This window comes from Paenibacillus sp. NRS-1781, assembly GCF_050467745.1.
Lineage (GTDB): Bacteria > Bacillota > Bacilli > Paenibacillales > Paenibacillaceae > Paenibacillus > Paenibacillus terrae_A.
Window position 1 is genome coordinate 31,522 of the sequence record NZ_JBITPI010000020.1, and the last position, 22,109, is coordinate 53,630.

General features: G+C 45.6%; 14 protein-coding genes. All 14 read right to left on the reverse strand.

Annotated features, from left to right (window positions below; genetic code table 11):
- Nucleotides 1–26: 26 nt before the first annotated feature.
- Entirely contained in the window at nt 27–2,810 is a 2,784-nt protein-coding gene (locus tag ACIFO6_RS07570) for a filamentous hemagglutinin (RefSeq protein ID WP_430039615.1), read from the reverse strand.
- Nucleotides 2,795–3,412, reverse strand: a complete 618-nt coding sequence (locus ACIFO6_RS07575; RefSeq protein WP_430039617.1) for a hypothetical protein — start codon at nt 3,410–3,412, stop codon at nt 2,795–2,797. Before ACIFO6_RS07575 ends, ACIFO6_RS07570 begins: the two co-directional genes overlap by 16 nt.
- Before the next feature lie 36 nt (nt 3,413–3,448).
- Nucleotides 3,449–3,943, reverse strand: coding sequence for a hypothetical protein (locus ACIFO6_RS07580; RefSeq protein ID WP_025682889.1), 495 nt, complete (start codon nt 3,941–3,943; stop codon nt 3,449–3,451).
- Between the two features lie 207 nt (nt 3,944–4,150).
- Nucleotides 4,151–5,371 (reverse strand): hypothetical protein, encoded by a 1,221-nt coding sequence (locus tag ACIFO6_RS07585; RefSeq protein WP_430039620.1) that lies wholly within the window; start codon nt 5,369–5,371, stop codon nt 4,151–4,153.
- Between the two features lie 143 nt (nt 5,372–5,514).
- Nucleotides 5,515–6,348 carry a hypothetical protein gene (locus ACIFO6_RS07590; protein WP_430039622.1) on the reverse strand — a complete coding sequence of 278 codons (834 nt, stop codon included), beginning with the start codon at nt 6,346–6,348 and terminating at the stop codon, nt 5,515–5,517.
- Nucleotides 6,349–6,362: 14 nt separating this feature from the next.
- The gene (locus tag ACIFO6_RS07595; RefSeq protein WP_430039745.1) at nt 6,363–7,448 is read right to left on the reverse strand and encodes a cell adhesion protein; all 1,086 of its coding nucleotides are present in this window, start codon (nt 7,446–7,448) and stop codon (nt 6,363–6,365) included.
- Nucleotides 7,449–7,462: 14 nt separating this feature from the next.
- On the reverse strand, nt 7,463–10,969 hold the full coding sequence (locus tag ACIFO6_RS07600; protein ID WP_430039625.1) for a hypothetical protein: 3,507 nt from the start codon (nt 10,967–10,969) through the stop codon (nt 7,463–7,465).
- A gap of 30 nt (nt 10,970–10,999) precedes the next feature.
- On the reverse strand, nt 11,000–12,835 hold the full coding sequence (locus tag ACIFO6_RS07605; protein WP_430039628.1) for a hypothetical protein: 1,836 nt from the start codon (nt 12,833–12,835) through the stop codon (nt 11,000–11,002).
- Between the two features lie 37 nt (nt 12,836–12,872).
- Complete coding sequence (locus ACIFO6_RS07610; protein WP_430039631.1) at nt 12,873–14,297, reverse strand: hypothetical protein; 1,425 nt, start codon at nt 14,295–14,297, stop codon at nt 12,873–12,875.
- Nucleotides 14,298–14,337: 40 nt separating this feature from the next.
- Entirely contained in the window at nt 14,338–16,656 is a 2,319-nt protein-coding gene (locus tag ACIFO6_RS07615; RefSeq protein WP_430039634.1) for a PKD domain-containing protein, read from the reverse strand.
- A 17-nt stretch (nt 16,657–16,673) separates the two neighbouring features.
- A complete protein-coding gene (locus ACIFO6_RS07620) occupies nt 16,674–17,060 on the reverse strand; it encodes a hypothetical protein (protein WP_025682897.1) in 387 nt (128 codons plus the stop codon).
- Nucleotides 17,061–17,063: 3 nt separating this feature from the next.
- Nucleotides 17,064–17,483: a hypothetical protein gene (locus ACIFO6_RS07625; protein WP_044644656.1), complete on the reverse strand. Its 420-nt coding sequence runs from the start codon at nt 17,481–17,483 to the stop codon at nt 17,064–17,066.
- Between the two features lie 107 nt (nt 17,484–17,590).
- The gene (locus ACIFO6_RS07630) at nt 17,591–21,034 is read right to left on the reverse strand and encodes a peptidoglycan DD-metalloendopeptidase family protein (RefSeq protein WP_430039637.1); all 3,444 of its coding nucleotides are present in this window, start codon (nt 21,032–21,034) and stop codon (nt 17,591–17,593) included.
- A 25-nt stretch (nt 21,035–21,059) separates the two neighbouring features.
- Nucleotides 21,060–22,109 carry a hypothetical protein gene (locus tag ACIFO6_RS07635; RefSeq protein ID WP_430039640.1) on the reverse strand — a complete coding sequence of 350 codons (1,050 nt, stop codon included), beginning with the start codon at nt 22,107–22,109 and terminating at the stop codon, nt 21,060–21,062.

Here is a 22,109-nt window from a genome sequence, read left to right on the forward strand (position 1 = left end):
CCCTATTCCATTGTATTGGAACATCATTACATGGGGCTTGCCTTCGCCCTTAGATCAAACGTTCCACCCGTCTTCACTGCAATATCCGACTTGATTCTTACATAGAGCTTTTCAGCGCTCCCCCTTGCCAATGTGCCGTTAAAGGCTAATTCCTGAACAGGCAAAAATGGGGTATCCGACATACTTAAGTCAATTTCCATCCCTTTAGCTACTGTCGTACTATCTACCCATGTTTTAAGTTGATTCACCGGGAAATCAGCATTATTTTGCAACCATACTGGTTTGGGGGAAGAGGTTTGGCTTGCGATTAATGTACCGAACTCCAGGTAACGCAGCCGCTCTCCTGCATTATCCGTATAGTATTTACCAAATTCATTACGGAAGCCGAGCAACGGTAGATCAAGAGGCAGGAGCTTCCTTAATGCGGGATAACCGTCATTGTATTTAGGGTCCATGATCCATATATCATCAAAATTCCAGGCCGTATTGGAGTAGGTTCCCCTGTACTTCATTTCACGGGTGGTCAGACCTGATCCCCCTGTACCGGAAGTAGTCTTATACAATTCCTTATCAAAGTAATTATGTGAAAAGACTCCACTTCCTGTGTAAATAAATCCATTCAATCCGGAGGAAGCAAATGCCTTGCCTAACGCGATGCACCGTCTGATCGAGAGGGTAGCCGTATTTCCACCAAATCCACCCACCGTTTTTCCATTTAACTCCGCAACTGTACAGCAATCCTCCACTATAGAAGAACTAATACCGTAACCTAGAAATCCACCCAAGTAATCCCCTGTACTTTCGCCTTTACCAGAAGCATAGCATCTGCGTATCATTCCATTACCCGTTATATAACCTGCAAACACTCCACAATAATCTACTCCTGTAGCAGTTACATTTACACTACAGTCCTCTACGATTCCATCCGTAGTTATTTGTCCTACCAAACCGGCTCCATGACTTCCTGTACTTGTAACTTTGCAATATGAAAAGGTATCGACATGGCAATTGCTAATAGTAGATTTGGAAAGCTGACCAACTAATGCCGACGTATAATGATTACCTGTAACATTACAATCAATAATATCCAGATTCTTGATCCATCCGCCCATCATGTAGCCAAACAGACTTACAAATTGATCATTGGGACGATAGATGAATAAGTTAGCAACACAGCGCCCTCCACCATCAACATACCCTTTGAAGTATGACTCTTTCCCCACAAGATTAAAGCCAATAGGGTAAAATCCGGCGTCCGCCTGGAATTGTGTCATTTTGATATCATCTTCAAATTTAAAATAAAATCCATTACGGAACCAACGCATTTGGGAAAGATCAAACTCCGTCAGGATAATGAAAGGATCCGCCTTTGTACCTGCTCCACTTTGATATCGAATGAACTGACGATGCTCAGGATACCCTCCATTGTAATCTTGGCTCATGTACCAATAAATAGTGAAATCCCAATTCTCAAATGTGGAGATAGTCTTTAATTCGAACGTGAATTTCCCTACGCCTGCTGCACTTGTTTGAATTCCGGAGGTTTCTATATCCCAGTAACAATTTGTTATTGCAGAAGAAATATTAGTATTACCTATAAAGCCTCCAATACTGCTTCTTTCCCGAGCTAATGTGATATCCTCAACCGTGCCTGTAGAGTAACAATATCCTATCGAAAGTGATCCAGATTGGTGGGTTACATCTCCAATGAACCCTCCGGCAATATTGCCTGCTGATCGAACGTTACACTTATAATTATATGAGTAATTAATGATTGAGCTTCCTGAATAACTACGGATATCTTGATATAGATAACCGATTAACCCACCAACATATCCATTCTGACCTTCTACTACTCCTGAAATAACATTACAGTTATATATTGAAGTATCAGTTGCACAGCCTATTAAAGCTCCTGTATATCCCTTTTTGTTAGTGATGCTAGGATCAATCATTCTTACATTACGTATTGTTGCAGACCTGGTATATCCAAATAAACCAACATAATTTCTATCCTGATTCATAAACAAGCTTTTTATTGAATACCCATTTCCATCATACACACCTGTAAACATGAGATTGGAACTGCCACTACCGATTGGCGTAAATCCCTCTCCGGTTTGAAAGCTGCCCATGACAATATCCCTGTCCTGCATATACCAGGCTCCAGGCTTCTTTCGTACATCATCCAAATCCTGTTCGGTAGAAACAATATAAGGATCTGCCTGCGTACCACCACCACCGGAGAAATGATCGACATAAATATAGGTCTGACCATCGACCTTTTCATAATAGGGTCTTACGCCGTCCGTCTCTTCCTTCGTCTTCACATAGGCCAACTCAGCAATACCGTCTTCATCCGTATCACTGACCACATACACATCCGAATAATCATCATAGGGTAAAATAATCGTTCCGCTAAGGTTGGAGGCTCCATGCACATAAGCGAACTCACGGCCAAACGGAATCTGTTCACGGGTTTCCGCATCCAATACATGCTGCACCCGATCTCTGCCTACGATGTCAATTCCCGTCGGATCGACGGTATCCAAAATAATCGTGGAAGCTATTTTATTCTCGTAAAAGGAATCAGCCAATTCCTTATATTCCTGATACATCTGCTCTTCATCAGGTGTTAATGTATCATTGACATCCAGCTTTTTTTCCTGCAGCTCTTCAAATTCTTCTTTAATACTTTCCCAACCATTTGGAGTGAGAACTTCTACAGGATATGGGTATATACTGAAAACTGACTTTTTATTGATGTTATCCACTTCAATCGTATAATTACGAATTACTGAACCAGCCAATTCAATTCACCTCCGATATCGGGTTTTAATGGAGCACTGAATTCCTGTGTAACCAGGCCGTTTACCTTGATCTGTAATTTACCATTCAGTTCCGTATTGGATACGAGTCTCAATGCCATATGAACGGGTGCGTTGAATGGAATCTTACAGATCGCTTTGACATGAAATTCAACATGGTCAATCAGAAGTGCCGCCTTATATCCAAAATTAAATTGGGTAATCGTACTGCTCATTACACCTTTTTCTCCAGCGGCGGCAGGACTGTAGTTGGGTAATCCAGATGCCTCCGCATCCTTATATGAAATAATGTCTCTGTAGGATTGAAACACATTACCCGTCAGGTTATAGTCTTTGTCCGGCGTTGAATATACCAGTTCCACCATCCTGCCAGCTAATTTGAAAATACCGTCACTTTCAAAAAAAAAGGTTTGGCCATGCCCTACCATGCCAAAGCGAATCAAATTATCTCTTTGAATGGCGTAAAAGCTGTTTTCTGCCTGAGTGACAAAATCATACTCAGAAAGGTGAGTACCGTCCGTGTACTCACCTAGCCAAATAAAATCCTGTGACACAGGAGAATATCCGTTACATTGTGCAAACATAGATATTCTTCCTCCCATTGTATCGGATATCAGTTGTTAGACGTATTGATAGGCCACACGTGTCAGAAAGTTAACGTTTCCTGCCGTAGCTGTAGCTGGAACGCTTGCTTGTAGTGTCACTTGTGTGTAATTGCCTTTGGAGTTCCCTACGGAGCCATCGTTGATAACGCCCAGAATTTCCTTGTTTCCCGGCGAAAAGGTTCCCTTGGAATTGACCGTGTTCCCGCCCGCCTGAATGACCTTCGTCGCTGTCCCGCCAATTGAAGTAAAGCTGGATTCTGCCATACTATCCACACGTACCTGAATCCATGTATTCAGGACCAGCTCACCACTATCCCCACCTGAGCTATCCTTGGTCGTAATGGTGCAATTGGTCATCGTAGAGAAGTCAGTGTTTACATTTCCCCGGTTGTTCCAAATAAGTACACCCAGGGATGGAGAAGAAGATCCTGCGTCTATCGTCCCGATCTCCCATTTTGACAATGTTGTTACGTTGTCTGTTTTAAGCCATGATACTGCTGGTGCTGGCATGTTTTTTCCTCCTTCATTTTAGAAAAGATAAAATAAAACTCTTCGCCACGTTCTTCATGGCATACTCAATATAAGTAACTAGAATCGAAAACTAACATTCTGCGGAAATAAAACCTACAAACTCTTTAGAGGTAGACATAAATACACCCCTTAGCTGCTGCGAATGAGCATATACTCGTTCACGCTTCTAAGGGGTGCTGCTATTACTTATTCAGCCTTTTTATACTGAATGAACAAGACATCCGGTACATCTCCGACAACCTTCAACGTATCCGGCGTAAAGTTAAAGCCTGTAATCAATCCGCTGACATCCTTGATATAGGTAAAGTTAATACCTGGTGTTTGGAGCTGCCCATTGATGGCCAGACGTACCGTTTTGTCTTTGGCTTTTCCCTTTTTTAGAGTGTATTCCGTCTCGCCCCCAACTGCTTCAAATACCTCTTCTTCATCCGCAGCTTCGATCGTGCCCACTTTCACACTTAATGCTTTGAACGCAGCATCTGCCGCCTTCTCCAAATCAAGAATACGACCTTCCGCATGACCAAAAGCACCTGCTTTGAAGTAACCATTTGAAGAATCTGCATCCCGGTCATTCATTCCATTCATCAAATCCTCAGAAGATTTCAAGCGCTGCGCCAAATGGCTGAGAGCCAACTGTAAAGTCACTCCGCTATAGTTCGGATCTGTCGCAACCCCAATCAATTGTCCGCCCGTAGCAGACGCCAACCGATCCCGGATAGCCTGATCCGCATCTATGCGATCTTGTACCTCCTGGCGAATCTGGTCTTGAATTGAAACGCCCAGATTCGAATTACCGTCATTATCCAGCGTTCCCGTCGAACCATATACATCCTTCATCAGCTGAATCAGGTTCATATAGGCCTTGGCATCGGTGGCCCCTTCCACGAATCCGCTACCACCTTGAATGATCGCATCCGAAGGAATGACAGACAAATTCGTGCGAATCACGAAACGATAATCAATCTTGCCCGCTTTTGCATCAAATGTATAAGGCTGCTCTTTGCCCCCTTCTACACTATAAAATTTCAAAAGGTAGCTGCCTTTACTTTCTTCAAGACGACCGTATACCACGTCAGAATCGCTGTCTCCAATCGGGCTATCTGTACCAGCGGCGCGAAGCTGCACCTTCTCGGTCAGTACGACACCCTCCACCTTGGCTCCGGTCGAGACAGCTCTTGTACCGATATCGCCCGATACATCCAGTTGTGTGCTGCCAGCAACCGCTTTTTCATTAACCTGTACAAATACATCAATCTTGGTGTCTTCCAAAATTTCACGGTGATTATGAAACTGGAGGTCAATGTACTTCTCTGCAATCTTGTTCGCTTCGTCAAAATGTTGATTCCGCAACAGCTTGTTATTCAACTGTTCACCACGAAATCTCGCAATACCTCTTGTTTCTGCCATAACATACCTCTCCTTGTCGGGATTTTACAAAATCCTCTTTTATGTTTTGTTACGAATGCAGTATAAGTTTGCTTGATGCCTTCTTATCCGATATTGTAGTCATATTTTATTTTAAATCATTAATTTTTACCTTATTTTCTATTTTATATAGTAACGACAATTTCTAGGGTCAGGCCTCTTAAGCCTTCGCCTGCCACATGAGTGTAAATACGAAAATGATCATTTTTTTGAATCAGAGGATCGGACAGAACATAGGGTAAGTTGCTCGTATTACTAGACTTCTCACCTGCATGAATGGTCAGGTTGCGGCTGAAAATATTAGTCCATCGCGGCAATGTTTCATAGTCATACTGTGAGCATTTTTCAATGGAAAACTCACTTTTACTCGTCCCGTACACTCCGCAAGAAGCATATATTTCTCTGATCTTACCTTCGAAGGGGAACCTCATTTCATATTTACAGGGACCCAGCGGAATTCGTTCCAGCACAAATACCATCGTTTTGACCTCTGCCCGCTCCTGAATATAATCCAGCCTGTCATCTAGGCGGTGAAACTGGACATCACGCTCCGTATATTTACGGGCCGATGCAATTTCTTCCTCCAGTCTTTTGAACCTGAGATCATCAATACCGCTTCCGCCCCCTTGACGATACTCAGGCTTCCAGGTGCGGATATATATTTCATCATTAATCACGAGAGGAATGTGCTGTCCTGCCAAGGGATGCTCCAGCGGATAAGTACCCAAATCGAGACGAATCGTGTTTTCGTCCACTTCCTCATATCCACCCTGAACCAGCAAATGCTGCCCATTCAGATATACGTCCAGCATCTTTGTACCCAATATATAAGGATGTGTCAGACGGATGTACAAGTCTTTATTCTTGTCCAGGTAGGCCTGATCCACAATAATCTCCTGCTCGTTCCAATAGATTAGTTCATTTCCATATCTGCGCAACGTCATCTTCGTACCAGCCAAAATCCAACACCTCCTTATATATGAGTAATATCCAAAATAAAATGAAGAGGCTTGATGCCAAAGTGCTCATTTTTGCGCTCTATCCTCATCCAGAATTTCATCTTGCCGTCGGGGGGGAGAGTTCCCATAGGGAGTCGCTGCATATAATCCCCTTGAGGATGATCTGATCCATCATCATGGCTCAAGTCCGCCCATTCATAACCAAATTCCTCCAGATATTTCAGGATACCCATGGAGATCTGCTCGGCCTTCTTATTTTTTGAGGGATTATATAGCTCCATCTGAACCTGTATGGTATTGTCATACATCGTGCCCAGGTAGGTTTCCCCGCTTAAACTAAGCTCTTTATCCTTCCACAGCACACGAAGATCGGTACCATACAGATACAGATCACCACCGTACATATCCATTGCCCCAAGGCTCGATAAAAGAACTCCATTTTCATCATAAACCCTCAGTATTCCGCTAAAGGGCATCGTTGGAAGCTCCAGATGAGCCCCTGTCCATGTGGGCTCTACTTTAGAGGAAGCAATAGCATATCCGTCGGAATCGCATAAAAACACGGAATAGCCCTCCGGCAAATTCCCCATCGTTATTTTGTTGCTTTTACATAACACAAGCCTGTCTAAACGAAGTTTTTCATATTCATCACGCTGTGGATTTTTTAAGAGGACACCTATTTTTTCAGCCGACAGATCAGCCGAGTCAAATAGCTCCCACCCCAATCCGCGATCAGCATAAAAAATCCATCGGTTGCCCTTTTTCTCTGCCCGCCATCGGCTATACTCCCGGGTTGTCGTATCCTTACTCTCCAGGAATTCCAGCCGATGGTAGCCATCCTGCCAGATGACAATCCCCCCCTCGTCACCATATGCAATAGGAACATAGTCAGCAGTAACTTCTAACAGCAGGGTAGGCTCATCCTTTGGTGCATCAAACAAAAGCATGGTTTCCGGTTCTGTGTGGGACATGATTAACTGCTGCAAGCCTGTATCCAGGGTACAAGCCGTTGTCGGAGATAATTGGTAGCGGGAATGGATTTCTCCACTTAGGAACGCATCATCAAAAATCAATCCACTCCATTTCTTGTAAATCCCCATGAGATTTCTATCACCTACCTTGTCTTCTTCCAGTTCCAGATGTTCCAAGAAGCGATCTTGCCCATAATCATCCATATTTTTCGTTTAGGCATGCCCGGTAACGATTGATTCGTAGCTTCGGATGGAGTCTCAATCACCGTCTTCAGGGTTTTATGCCGCTTGGCTGACTCTGGAGCTTCGATACGAACAGTAGCTGTTTTTTTCAAACGTGTACCCTCTTCTGCATCTGTAATCTGTGTTTTTATTACCTTTTTCTTTCTGCTAGCTTGTTGGTGTTCATCCTCAATATTTGTAGACATGACCTTCTTCTTGCGAGTTCCTTCAGATATAGCATGCAGGTCGGTTTCTTCTATTTTTAAAATAGACTCTGCATCGGTATGAGCAGGCATCACCGCCTCCAACGTTTTTTCGTTGGCTTGGCCTTGTACCAACTCCTGCATATCCACCATTCTGCTGATATCTCCTGGCGTAGCTATTTCAAAATCGTCTCGGATACTCGTGTAGGTCTGCTTTTCACCACTGGAGCCTTCCCCGTGAACCCATATGGCTTCAAGTACATTTTCAACGTTGTTACCTTGTCCATGCATCTGCTCGATCACAGCCTCATTCGTTCTCATGATACTGTTTGCCTGATCGATCTCATCTGTAATCGTCTCGCGAACGGATTCCATAGAGGCTGCTCGCTCTCCGTCAACGAGAACAGCATCGGAGAGCTGATTATTCTCTTGATTGTCAGCACAAATGCCGCTATGGATAATGCCCGCTTGAATATCCGGATAGACCAAAGCGTGCTCCAATGAAGTCACGTCAGCTTCCTTCATCTGTTCTAAAAGCTCGCCAGCTTTAACCTCATGCCGATCGGCTTCCACGCTCACAATGCTTACACGTTCCGATGGAACCAACGTAACTTTCTCTGCTTCCATGCTTTCTACGCTTATTCGCTCTGACTGAACCAGTGCAACTTTCTCCGCTTCCAAGCTTTCTGCGCTTATCCGTTCCGACGGAACCAACGCGACTTTCTCCGCTTCCATTTCGCCAATATACTGTGCACTTTCCAGCGGCCCTGACTCCGTTGCATCAAAGTTTCCACTGCTCATGGCTGCACTCTCCAAATGACTGTATTCACCATCCGTAAACGATTGGAGAACGCCCTGTTCCATGGAATCCGTAACACCTGTAGTGCTGGAGAAGGTCCTGCCTGTTTGCGTGCCCTGTATCATGACATTCGCACAATCCGAGCTAATAAGTGCTTTACCCAACGCTTGGATTTCAGCTTCGGTAGACATGCGTCTTTCTGCATGTTCCATCGCATGATACGCACCTTCTTTGGAAGAATAGGAGTTACCGGATTCGGAATTCGTAAGCTGTCCCTTTTCAGCGGAAGACTTGCTTCCTTGTTCAGCGTTTGTTTGTAACGTTCCTTCGGTATGCTCAATATTGGCTTGATCCGAACGAATCTGGATAGCTTCCAGCGAACCACCACCCAATGATGTTTCCAAATGATGAATGACGCTATCTGTAATTAGATTAACCGAAGCCTGAGTTGTCCCTTCCTTCACAGCCTCTGCCACAATATTTTCAATGCCTGCTTCAATCATTTCCATCGCTTGCTCACCGTACATAATTCGGAGCATTCGAGCCATCTTGCTGATTTCAGGGAATTCCGCAATCATTTCTCTCAGAACATGAGCTGCAAGTAACTCTCCATGCTGCCCATCCAACTCCAAGCCACTAAAACGGGCAGAACCAAGATCGTCCAACTCTCCTTCTTCACTGACATATATCCGCTCTCCACGCTGAGAGTCGTCTAACGTTGCGTGATGTTCAGATAATGCTGAACCTAATTGTTCATTGTCGGCATCTGTGGAGGCATGAATATAAGCTGTACTGCTCTGCTCCACTGGCAGAACTTTAGAGTCGTCGTATGGAGAAGCTGCTCTATACTGATCTAGACTGGTAGAATAGACTTGTTCATTATTGTAGCTAGCCACGCTCGCAGGCTCGTTCAAACTGTCTCGGCCTGAGTATGTGAGACCGCTTGTAACCGTTTCTGTCTGCACACCTATCGTGCCATTAGATGATTCCATGTTTCCTGTCATCGAATGCCCTTGAACCCCCTCCAGTGAGCCGCCGTTCAAAGTCTCCTGCATTCGATGAATTACACTTTCAATCGAGCTTGGTGTGGCTGGTACGTCAACTTGATGCAAGCCCTCTGGCAGGCTACTTTCCATTCCCGCTTCAACCCATCCCATCGCTTGTTCGCCATATACAGAGCGGATCTCTTTAGCCAGCATGCCTTGAGACTCCGTAGCCTCTTGAAGATATATAAGATTACCTGTGGCAGACTCTTGAATCATCATGGACTTGTCTTGGTTCAGCTCCGTTGCGCTCATTCGTTCATGTCCAGTATCGGTGCCAGAACGCATCGATGCAGCAGTGCTATGATCGTCGGTGGAATCCTTAAATTGGCGCTGATTGACAGACACCTGCCAATCTATGATGACATCCTTGCTTTTGTCGGACTTCGCCATACGAGCTTCCATGGGAGCATTATCATCCTTGGCTCTAGCCTCTGTCTCTATCAAATCATCGGGAATAGTCCCGACTACCTGTTCAAGCTTCCCGGCTTTTGTTAAATCGTTGATTTCGTCCGAATCCAAAATCTGTTCCTTCACACTGGACTCTGATGTCTCAATCAGGGCATCCCGAATATCGGTTCGATAGCGCAACGCCTCACTTGCTGGCTGGAAGAGAGTTTCCATCGCAAGGCTTTCTGCCGCGTTTTGCTGTTCTACCACTACTTCTCGATCCTGAAATATCTGGTGAATAACCGTCTGTTGTTCAACGTTGTCTCCCTGCTTCACCGTTTCTCCGTGAATTGCAGATTCTGAAGAAGGCGATCGTTTACCCTGACGCTGCTCAGATCCAGAGCCTGCATCAAGAAGTCCCTCATAGATGAAGAAATCCCTCCCGGATTCATATGCATCACTTGAAGCCTCTACCTGCTGCCTCATTTCAGAAACAGCGTCTTCTTCCTGCACCGCATTAAAAATAGAATCAGCCTGAATGGACTCCTGCCTATATCCCTGCTGTACAGAATCTGCATGTTCCATGGAATGGATCTTGCTACCCATTTTCCAACGCGCATCTGACGCTGTGGAACGTGAAGGCTGCTGCGCATTCTGTCTGATTTCTCCTCTAAAATGCCTGTGAATATCGGATAGGTAAGATACAATGGTCGAGTGAACGGCTTCCACGGTTTGACCCTCGAATTCACCAGCAATCGCTGCCTCTCTCCAATCGCTCCCGAATAAACTTGTAGCGGAATAGGGAGCTTTGGATGCATTCTTTAACGTATCCTGCCTCAGCGTTCGGTACGTACTATTCACAGGAGCAGACAGATGGTAACGCGTATCCCGCTGTGTATCCAAGATCATGTCTGTACCAAATGACAGTTCATAGCCCTTTTTAGAAAAAAGGGCGGTGATACTGATCAGGTAAGATTTTTTACCGTCCAGCATGTCACCGCCGACCTCCTTTAACCCTGTAGGTTAACTGTTCTTAACAAGCGTTTCCTTCAGAATACCCAAGCCGATCGGAGCGAATGGACTGATGGTAGCCAGCGTGAACGGACTCACAGGTGTATCCGCCAAGGTATAACGGTAAATCTGTTTGTACTCATAGGTGGCCAGAACCTCTTCATCCGCCTTCGGTGCTTTACCGTCCAGGAACATGATTTGCTTGGTTTCCAGATCCAATGTGTAATCCGTGCCAAATTTGGCCTCGACACAATTGACTTTGATCACCAGATTGAAGGGTGTACCATCATCTTTTAATGAAGGCTGATGAGATAAATGGAACACCTTATTTTTCCCATTACCTGTGCCCAGAATTTCATGATCTGTCGTTTCTACGACCTCCAGCTCGTCGAGCTGAGAGATATTTTTCGGATGAACAGCGTAGCATTCATCCAGCTTACCGACAAAACCGTCATTGGGATGAACCACATACATAGGAGAAATATGGTATTTTCCGCTGTAGACCGAAGGATTGAAACGGGACTCACCCGCATCCACCTGTTTATCATGTGTAATGAAGGCGAGATAATGCTGCTGATAATACGTTCCGCCAATAGACTGTTGAAGCTGTACGGAGCTGTTACCATTCGAGGTATTCAGTCCATAGTCTACGTAGGTGGCACCCAGCTTCATATCCTTTTTCCATTTCACTTCGTCCTTTTCCCGGCATCCGGAGATCAGAACGTGATTTTTTCTTGGCGATTTGCCAAGCGTGGTCATTTTGCCAATGTAAAGTGGTGCAAAGTATGTGTTCTCTGGACCCGAGGTAGGGTCAGGACGCAGAAACATGACAATACGGTCTTTGTTGAAGTTTCCCCAATAATATATGCTGGAATCGCGCTGCCAGCCCCGAGTATAGTTATCCAGTGAAGTAAAGGACAAAGCTGTTGGCAACGAAGGATAGATATAGTATATGCAGGAGTATACAGCGTCCATTAAGCTTGTTCCGGAATCCGGGTCAAAATTCCGGGTAGTTACATCCCCGAAATTAATCATTTCTGTTCCTGTACCCGCCAATACCCTGATATAAGAAGCGTGAAGCTCACTGCCGGCATCCGGCGCCTTAACCGTGGTTGGGATTTTAATCGTATTGGTATCGTAGTCAACCGTAAAATCGGTAGGAGAAACCTCTACCTGATTAATATATAACCGGACGCTTCCTGCCTTGATGGTCGTGTCAGCAGGTATTTTAAATTCTCGACGAGTTCCATCTCCGTCAGGAAGAAGGGATTCAGGATCGCCTACCCTTACTCCGTTATTTACAGCTTCTACGATCTTTTCCGAACGTACATCATCGAAGGTAAAGAAAAATAAACGTTTGGGCAGACTTGGAGCATTAGCAGCAGGTGCATAGGATACGGTAAATTGATCGCTTGCCAGTGCAGCTTTGTTCAGCTTAAACACGCCACTGTAAGGCTCAAAGGTATATTCTGTCTTCTGAACGAATACGCCATTCTTATACAGCATCTCCGAGTCCGCCTCTACAGGCCGTACGACAACCTGCAATTGCGTGTCACTACCTTGTACCCGTTGTGCTTCTCCAAGCATGGAGTTTTGTGAGATAAAGTCCATCTCCCCGGGCTGTTTGACCGTTCCACCGTAACCAAAAGCCATGCCGAAATTACGTATCTGACCGTCACTGCCCATGGACCTGAACAATCGGACGTCAGCGAATTTGGTCGCCGTATTTCTAGGGTTCCCGGTTACGGCCCGGTATTTAATAAACGTGTTCCAGCCATGAGCATTGAATTGTTTCTCTAATTCCTGCGGAAACAGTTGAAAAGTAGCATCTCCATCAAACCACGACACAATCAATCACCTCTACTATTAGATTAGCCAAGCTACACTACAGGGTAGTTGGTTTTATTTCATTTCCTTCATCATCTACGGTGTTCACATACAAGCCAATGCCCGCGGATCTGAATTGAGTACCGGGTTTTTTGGTCAGTGGGGAAATCCCCTCGATCAAGAAGTAACGGTATACATCAAATTCATCAGGACAGTTGGCCCGCTTGACTCTTAATTTGTTGGCATTAAACGAAAAGGCAGCCAAAGAGATCGTATCTTTTAATGTACCGCGCACACCCTCCTCGGGGTGAATAACGTATACCTTGGAGGTATGCACCTTCCCACTGTAACGAGAAGGATTGAAAGTGTATTTGTACAAAGGATTTTCAGCATGATTCCAGGCGCGCGGGTAATCTTTCTTACCGTCAACAGAGGTTCTGGCTGGCGGCATGAGATTGGGTGGCGAATTCCAGGAAAGATAATGGGCTTGATATCTAGCACCCAGCTTGGCGCGATTTACCATAATATTATCCAAACCATTAGCCGGAAAGTTAGGATATGATTTTAATAAAGGCATAATATGGGGTTGTCTGCTGGTAGTATCGTCAAAGTCATACGTAGCGACTCCATTCACCGTATCCCTGATCGGAACCGTTCCTGCAAATAAAGCATAAACGTTATCACCTTCCTCGACGGGGTCCAGCTTGCCAAAATAGAGTGGAATGATCGGAACCAGATTGTTTTCTGGAGCAGGTACATTATCACACTGAATGGTGAAAAAGAAATTCGTGTCCGAAAGAGTCCCCTTCACGGAAATTTCAGAATCACTCCACCAGTTTGTGTTTTGGACAGGATAATTAAAAGAGTTGTTGTAATAAGACTCCATCAGCTTGTAGCGCAGACCTGCTTGCATAATCGGAGACTGCATACGCGCACCTTCTGCTTTGGTAACTGTAAACATAGGACCGCTAGCCGATGTTTTCCAGGCAGATTCCTCTACCTCGATATCTAACGCTGCTCGAAGCTGTCCAGCTTCAGAATTATCGTTCCAGGCCAGTACAACATCCGAACCGTCTGGCTTCAATCCTTTCAAATCCTCCAGCATGTACACGTATAAAGTATGGGACAGTCGGTATTTGCGGAATTCATTTGTTGCCCATTCCCCAAACTGCTTGTAGGTGTCTTTATCCGGACGCTTCACATAATCAGCCAATCGAGGGTACCATGTTCCGGCGATGGCGATACCAAAGCATTGATTATCCTTATTGGCATATATAAAATGCTCGGCAACCGTAATACGGAAATTTGTATAATTCCTCACTACATCTGAGGGATGAGTTATATTGGCGTCGAAAATGACCCTTTTATAATTGGCTGCGACTTTCCAGCCTGCGGTAGCCAGCAACTCTCCCAAACGGGGTTGCAGGTCCGCTTCCGTTACTTTTGGAGTAAATGCTGCTGCTGTCGTATCAATGAATGACATTTGTTTCTCCCCTTTCTTTGAACTACGATTGTGTTCTTTGCTACTTAACTACGTCAATGTCCGCTGTCGCCGTTCCTGTCTGTCCCAGCTCATTCGTTAAGGTAAAGGTTACGGTATACTTCCCCTCTTTCTGAAAAGTAAAGCGGGCGTTATTCACCGTATGGCCTTCTGGATTCGCACCACCTGATGCAAACCAGTTGGAGATCAATACCGGAGAATGCTTGTTATAGGAAGACATCAATTCCACTCCCTCCCCGGCATGGACCGAAATATGGGAAGGTGTCAGGGATACAGCGAGCGGAGGCGTCGAGACAGGTAACGTTTTTTCTGGCCTCCGAAGATTCCCCGCCTTCAGAATACCGATGCCCGCTGGACGATAAGGTGTCGCTGCCCGCTTGGTTAATGGTGATATGCCCTCTGTCAGATAATAAGAATACGTCTGATGCTTAGGAACCTCTCCATCGGTGCAGTGTTCATCAACGGCCTCCAGCTCATCCCCGTTCATTATAGTTAGGGGCGACAGTAAAATAACATTTCGTAGTGTTCCGTGTGTACCATCTTCCGGATGTATTAATATAGCTCTCGAAGAATGTACCTGCTCCGTGTAGCGGGATGGATTAAACTGATACTGATAGGCACTGCTCATATCGCTGTTGTTCCAGGCTCGGACGTGCTTGGCTCCAGTCGTGTCCTCCCGCAAGGGAGGCATCCTGTTTGACGGAACAGTCCAGGCAAAATAGTACGATTGATAACGCGCACCATACTTTGTTCTCTTGACCATGACAGAATCAATACCGTTACTCGGATGAACAGGATATTCTTTTAACATCGGCATAAGCGTATCCTGATAACGTTTTGGATCTGCATCATCATAGTCAAACCGGGCCGATTGACTGAGCGCACTCTCTAAACTTAAGCCGTCTTTTGCAAATGCAGTCCCTGCGAATAGAGCGGCTGTAGCCCCCGCGTTTTCTGTATAGATTTGAAGCTCCACCCAGGCTCTTGCGGAAACAGGACTAAAGCCATCAACTCCGGAAGAAGAGAACACTTCCAAGTCAAATGAATTTTTACCATCCACCCCGTAAACAGAGAACTCTCCAAGGTACTCTGCCTGATCTTTAGAACGGGCGGGGGTGAGGGCTTCCGTCGTTCGTAGCTTTACAAGCTCGTGACCTGCAATACGTAGAGAGATATAGTTTGATTCCGCAGCCACATCTCCCGATAACCACACCTTCATCGTCGATCTGGTATGAACCATAGGACTATCGGAGAAAAAGGTTGCTTTGCGAGATTCTTCACCGCCATTCAGTTCAAAAACGCAACTCTCGTTCATTATCGAATGGGTATTGCCCTTGACATCAAAATCGCCCATATAGATCGGGATCGAAGGTACTGCATTACGTTCCCAGGCAGGTGCTGTATCTGCCAGCAAAACCAACATGACAGTCTTTGCATCCACGTAGCCTCTAAGCTGCACCTTGCTGTCCTGCCACCAGTTCGTGAATTTCACATTCATGGAGGCTACCTGTTCATAGCGATCCATTTGCGGAATCCGCGTCCGCGAAGCAACGTAAGGAGATTGGTAGAATTGAGGGAATTGATGCGTAATCATAAATTGAAGCGCTTGGGTCTCATCGTGCAGCCCCCACATCGAAGATTGAATCTCTACATCCAAAGCGAGCCTTTTAAAATCAGCAGATTTATCCCAGCCTACAATCATTCTGCTCGTATTCACGAACTTTTCCAATTGATAAAAATACATCGTATGACGCTCAAACAGATTGTCCTCTTCGATCTTCTGAACAGCCCAAGAGAATATCCCGTCAGATTGTGGCTCCAACTGCGTTCCCCAACCGGCATGGTTTCTGTAAACAGCAAACGGGATTTTTGAGCCTGTATTGTGCAGCTTTTCCTTCACACTGCCCAGCATAGCCATGCCAAAAAGATGCCCTGATACATTTCGCAAAATGTAGTGCTTGGCTACGACAAATTCAAATTCCTCCGAGCCATTCAGATCACTGTAATAAACAGCCGCCTCTCCTGAAACCCCTGACGCGAAGCGAATACGTTGTCCGCCATCCTTCTTCTCTTCTGCCAAATAATAGGAAGAAGGCATAAGCTCGCCATCCAAATACACATAGTAGTCACCCTTATGCGCAAGCTTGGGAATATCTACATAGGAGTTGACGAGTGGAAGAGAGAATCGCTGAATCGTGGGTTTGACCAGTCGGCTCGAATACACGACCTTATGAAATTCATCCACAATATCCCATCCGTTTTGAGAGCACAGGGTAACGATTTGGCTCAATAGCTGATCTTCGTTAACGAGCATTTCCAACCAAGGACTATCCTCTGGCATGATGTTTCACCTCCTTTCTATTGGAGCATTTGATAATTCACCCATATATCCTTGTTCCTGCCGCCTTCATTAAAAAACTCAAAACGAAATTCCGTCCCTGTCGGACAAGGAATAACGGCTGTAAAATACATCCCCTCAGGTAGATCCTTCGTGAAGATACGTTGGCATACCAGCTTATCCCCTACATACAGATTCCAATAATCGCTGGACTCATAAAAGGATGCTCCCACAGCTACCGCAAGCAGCTCGCAATCATGGCTGACTTGCATTGTGCTTTCTACCTTGCCAATTCCTCGGGATTCAATCCGATTGCCCACAATGTACGGTTGGGTCTTCGTTGGCATAAAAGGCGGGTCCAAACGTCCTCCTACCATATAGCTTGCAAAATTAGCACCACTGGACAACGACTACACCGCCCTTACATAATCAAGAGTCAGATTTTTGAACAAACCATTTTCACGAATAATGCTTCCACGTATAGCGTTTAACGATGGAATATCAGCCTCTTCTTCCATTTCTGCATTCAGGGTTGTGGAGGCTTCAAATTCAATGAAAAATCCGGTCACCTGCAACAGATCGTCCCGGTACAGCGTTAGCCGTTCCAGCAAGCCGTTATCATAGGTGTATAGCACTGACGTTACCAATGCAGGATATTGAAGCATTTCACGGGCCACGTCGATGGTCATGACATTGGGCTCCTCCGGAGCCTTTTTTTCCAACAAGTCGTCCGTCTGACCCGCATGTACCCTTTCCTTGCGTACTTCACGTCGGATCAGATCAATAATCGGGAATACCTCGTTGGAGTTCGTAAAATTCTGGTTTTCCAAAGCTCACACCTCACCTTCTCCTTCAATATAAGAAAAAAGAAATGACAATTAACGCAGGCTGCGTAATGCCATTTCCTTTTATTATGTTATGGATCATACCCCCAAAATCAGGATGTTGCAGGCAGAGCGGACCAGGTTAGCTCCAGATAGTTGACCATACCGCATTCATTACCCACCAGCCTGTTGCCCTTAATCAGATAATATCCTGCATTAGAGGTATGGTTGTCATACACATAACACCCATCCAAAAGCTCTATGAGGGGGTTACCGCGAATAACAATGTTTTTGGTACGGGCTTGTCTTTTCATATCAAAAAATACTTTATTCGCTATCTGCTGCTTGAGATCACGCATGGATGCACCATCCTGCTCTTCAATCCACGGTAGCTGTAATCCGGCGGTTCTCATATTCCCTTTGGTGGCGACAATCAGGCTTTTATCCAGAAAATGCTCCGTTAACCCCTCAGAACCAGAAATCATCAGATGGTTGCGAACACGCGAGTAGTCGGTAGAAGACGTCATTTCAAGCAAATGATCCTCTGTAAATTCCCACTTGGAACGCGCTATCTGATCCCAATCCGGAGTATCCAGAAAATTCATTCGTTTCAATCTAAACGTTCCGTAACGATCGCATCTGACATCATAGGGCAAATCCTGTATGAGCGATTGTATAGCATCTGATGCCCTTGTTCCCGCCTTGAAGGAAACCGTTGCTACGAAAGGATTTTCCCAGCCTTCTGCTGTTTTCATACGATCTTGATCTTGGGGAATCGTCTGAAGCTCTCCTGACTTGGGATCAAATCTCATGTAGGAGTGCTTGCCCTTCTGCACATCAGCATATACCGTTTCGTCTATATCCCAATTGGGATATTGGCAATCTTCACCGTGCACACGCCATGAATCAAGGCCGGCTGCGACCACCATATCCTTTACAATACTGGATTTCATCCAGGCAAAGGCGCCGCCGTCCCCGGCATACGCTTCCTCTGGAGGGTAAATCATATCCTTATAAAATATAAATTCCTCCAGCATGTCATAACGGTCTGCACAGTGAAACGTAAGCGTTCTTCTTTCGGCATTTTCCTCAATTTCACCCTTGATCATGCCTGTAAATACACGTACCAGCTCATCGCCGTAGCCTGCATAAATACGGATGGGGGTCCCTTCACTAATCAGATGTCGTCGCTCCCCCTCCTCCCAATAGGTAAACTCGTTAGGTGGCTGCTTCCTCCCATCCGAAAATGCAGCGTACCGTTCCAAGGATGGGGAGTAGATCCCTTTGGCATTATTTAAAGTTACGGTGGCTGACGTCGAGGACATATCCATGTGAGAATGAACCTCCCAGTTCATCACATCCCGTTCCAGTGAAGCGGTATCCTCATACTGAAACCCTCCGACGTCATACCATTTCTCCTTATACGTATCTGCGATACGGGTGGCAAACTGCTCAATAGAGTAATCATGAAAGGCATATTTTACCTCTGCAATATACAGACCACCGCTGAATACGGAAAATCGAAGTCTGTTCGTCGTATCATCCTCGGATACGCCGCGTACCCGGGTATTTTCCCATTGTTCGTTTCCCCCCGGCAGTATGCTTTTTATATATACATCCATATCCGTTTCGTTATGGCAGGTTACTACATAATCGGTGTACTCGCTCATATGGTTATGGCTATAGGAGCTGACATTCGTAGAAACCCCTTGATCTGTAACCTTGACCACAAAGGCTTTGGAGCCATTGGACATTATTATTTTCCCTTGTGTTCCCTGATCGGCCTTAATTCGGAACTGCATCGTAAATGGAAATTTGTTTATCTTCCCTGTCCGTTCAATACCAGCCTCTTCCCGTGCTGTGGATATCTTCTGCTGATCCCCCAGATCCGTCACCACTACCTGCTGATCGGGAGTCCAATCATTTATTGTGCTCATCGGGTCTTCGAACGTCCAGACTGTTTTGGCTGAGACGGATTTCACATCAAATTCTCTGGCTTTCAGGAAAGTGATCCCGAAATTGCCTCTTGACGCCTTAGAAGGATTGGACATGGAAAATTCGATTTTGTGGTGCCCACCAGGCACCGGAATAGAGGGAGGATAAGCCAGTCCGTTTTTGGCATTTACCCCTTCAATGGTGGCAACTATATGGTCGTCCACCTTCACCTCTACTCTGTCCTGGATATCCATATCCGACACATAGGCCCAGCTTAAACAACCCGGCTTGAACCAGTCATGCACAAACATGAATTTCTTCACCTGACCTGCCCCGTCTGTTCGTTGAAAACCTAAAACATTACGGACCTGATTAGGCGTTTCATTGGTGAAAAATTGTGTAGCACCCACGATATCCACGTATTTCAAAGGGTCCAGACTTGTTTTTTGGGCCGTAAAATCCTTGCTATACGATACCTTCTCCGTGGTCCGGTCGATCTGGTAGGATGGAATGGATTGATCTACTTCTGAATTTGCGCTGCGAGTTCTTCCGTCCCCCCACTGCTTGATTTTCACAATGACAGGTTTTCGTCCAAACTGGAGGCATTGCTCCGCATTTTCCATTAAAATTTCAATACGTTTGCCCTTCGTGGAGCCAGCCGTATCATCAGCCACATATTCGCCCCAATTGTTCCCGTCTACCAACAGCTCAACCTTACTTCCCAACGGAATGACAGAGGGATCGACAGCGATAATTTTGTAATCCTTCCACTGCCGTACATCTGTTCCGCCTCTTGTAATGCCTTCAGAGTTTGCAGCATTTACATAATAAGCCCACGCTTCCATACTATATTCCGTGTAGGATTCGACGGCGCTAGCTGCCAACGATGGAGTGACTGTGCTTTTATTCTGAACAGCTGCATCCAGCAATCGAATGGGCAATTGTATGGATTTTTCCCCGCGCAGGAAAGCTTCGGGGTTCAAATCCTCGCCATCCTTGCGAACCTCAAAATGAAGATGTGCTCCATCTCCATCCCCATCCCCACTACTACGCTTGTGACCCGAGTTCCATCCTATAGCAATCGGATCTCCAGCCTTCACATGATCTCCAACCTTGACCATCATCGCATTGGGTTTCAAATGAGCATACCGGGTCGTCCAGCCGTTGCCGTGATGAATATATACAGCGTGACCGTAGCCCTTTACAGCACCAGCCGCAGTAATTCTCCCATCCCATACGGCATGAATAGTATCCTCCTTGTCACAATCCAGGTCCACTCCCTTGTGAAGAGGGCGCTTGGGATTCACTGAACGGTGACGGCTGGTAATCCGTAAGCCCTGAATATGATTCGAATCGGTAACAAGCCCACGCATTTTCGAACTAGAAAGAATAGGCATGGACATGGGCAAATTGGAGAGGCGGGCTATCTCGCTAGCCTTTGTTGCTTCCTTTTCACTTGTTAGTTGTGTCACACCATCAATGGACAAAAAGTCTTTAACGACCGTATCTTTTACATATTGAACAACGTCTTGGTTTGGCCGCAAGCTGCGGACATAGGACATTTTGTCCAGCTCTACAATGACGCGTGGCTGATGACCCCGAGCCTGTCCGTGCTTATTCATGGATTCAAAAGTCATTTTTCATCACCTATCTGAATTTTTCTAGGGCCCATTCTATGAATCGGTTTAAAAATACGACAGCTTCCGCACGTGTAATACATTTTTCTGGCTCCAGCATATTGTTTTCATAGAGTGGAAATACATAGCTTTCGTCTAGAAACTGCTCACTCATTAAGTCCATAACAGCCTGCTCATACCATTGGCCTGAGAAAGAGCTTCGATCCTGCAAGGTTCTCGGTGGATACGTATTGCTCTCCAATCCACGGTCGGTATATCTGTTATAGATATCCACCCGCATCTGTTGAAGAAGAACAAGAAACTGTGCTCTTTTCATACGAACATTCGGAAAGAAACGGTCATGATAACGAGCATGTGCAGTGCTGACAACGACCGTCTCCTGTTTAAATTGCACACTCCCGGCTTCACGATAGTTATATCCGACAGTCGCGGGAAATCCGTTATAGTTGAAGGGGAGATACACAATTCCTTGATGAATCGCAAATCCATCCTGCCTGAAGCCGAATGCTTTCTTAATCACTTCCTTTGGATTTTCTTCCGATTGGATTTTCACAGACAACCGCTTGAGCTTGGTTCCCAGAACCGTGACCGTCTCCGGCTGATATTTCGTTGGGCTCTGATATTCAGCCGCCATGGACAAGGTCGCAGATGGCAGGATAATCGCACTTTCATCCTTCTCAACATAAGGCCTATGAACACACCCATCCTCCTGATAAGCGGGTCTGCCATAAGCAATACATACCACCTCAAGTCCGCCGGATAAAGGCTGGGGCATCGTTATTTTTCCGTTGTCCACTCTTTCAGGCTGTATCTGAGCTCCAGCGACGAAAACCGAAACTGGATTGTCAATATGCATCTGATAGCCGGGAATGGCAAATTCCTGCTGACCATCGAATGTGACAAAGCGCTTGACAATGCGTTCATGTCCTTGTTCAAAAGTGTCGTAGGGCATCCCCTCGATAAAGCTGTGCTCGTTGCGGGCATCCAGACCCAAACGTGCCATATCTAACATATCTCTATAAAACCAATCCAGTGGATCTACATCAATCCAGCGTTTCAT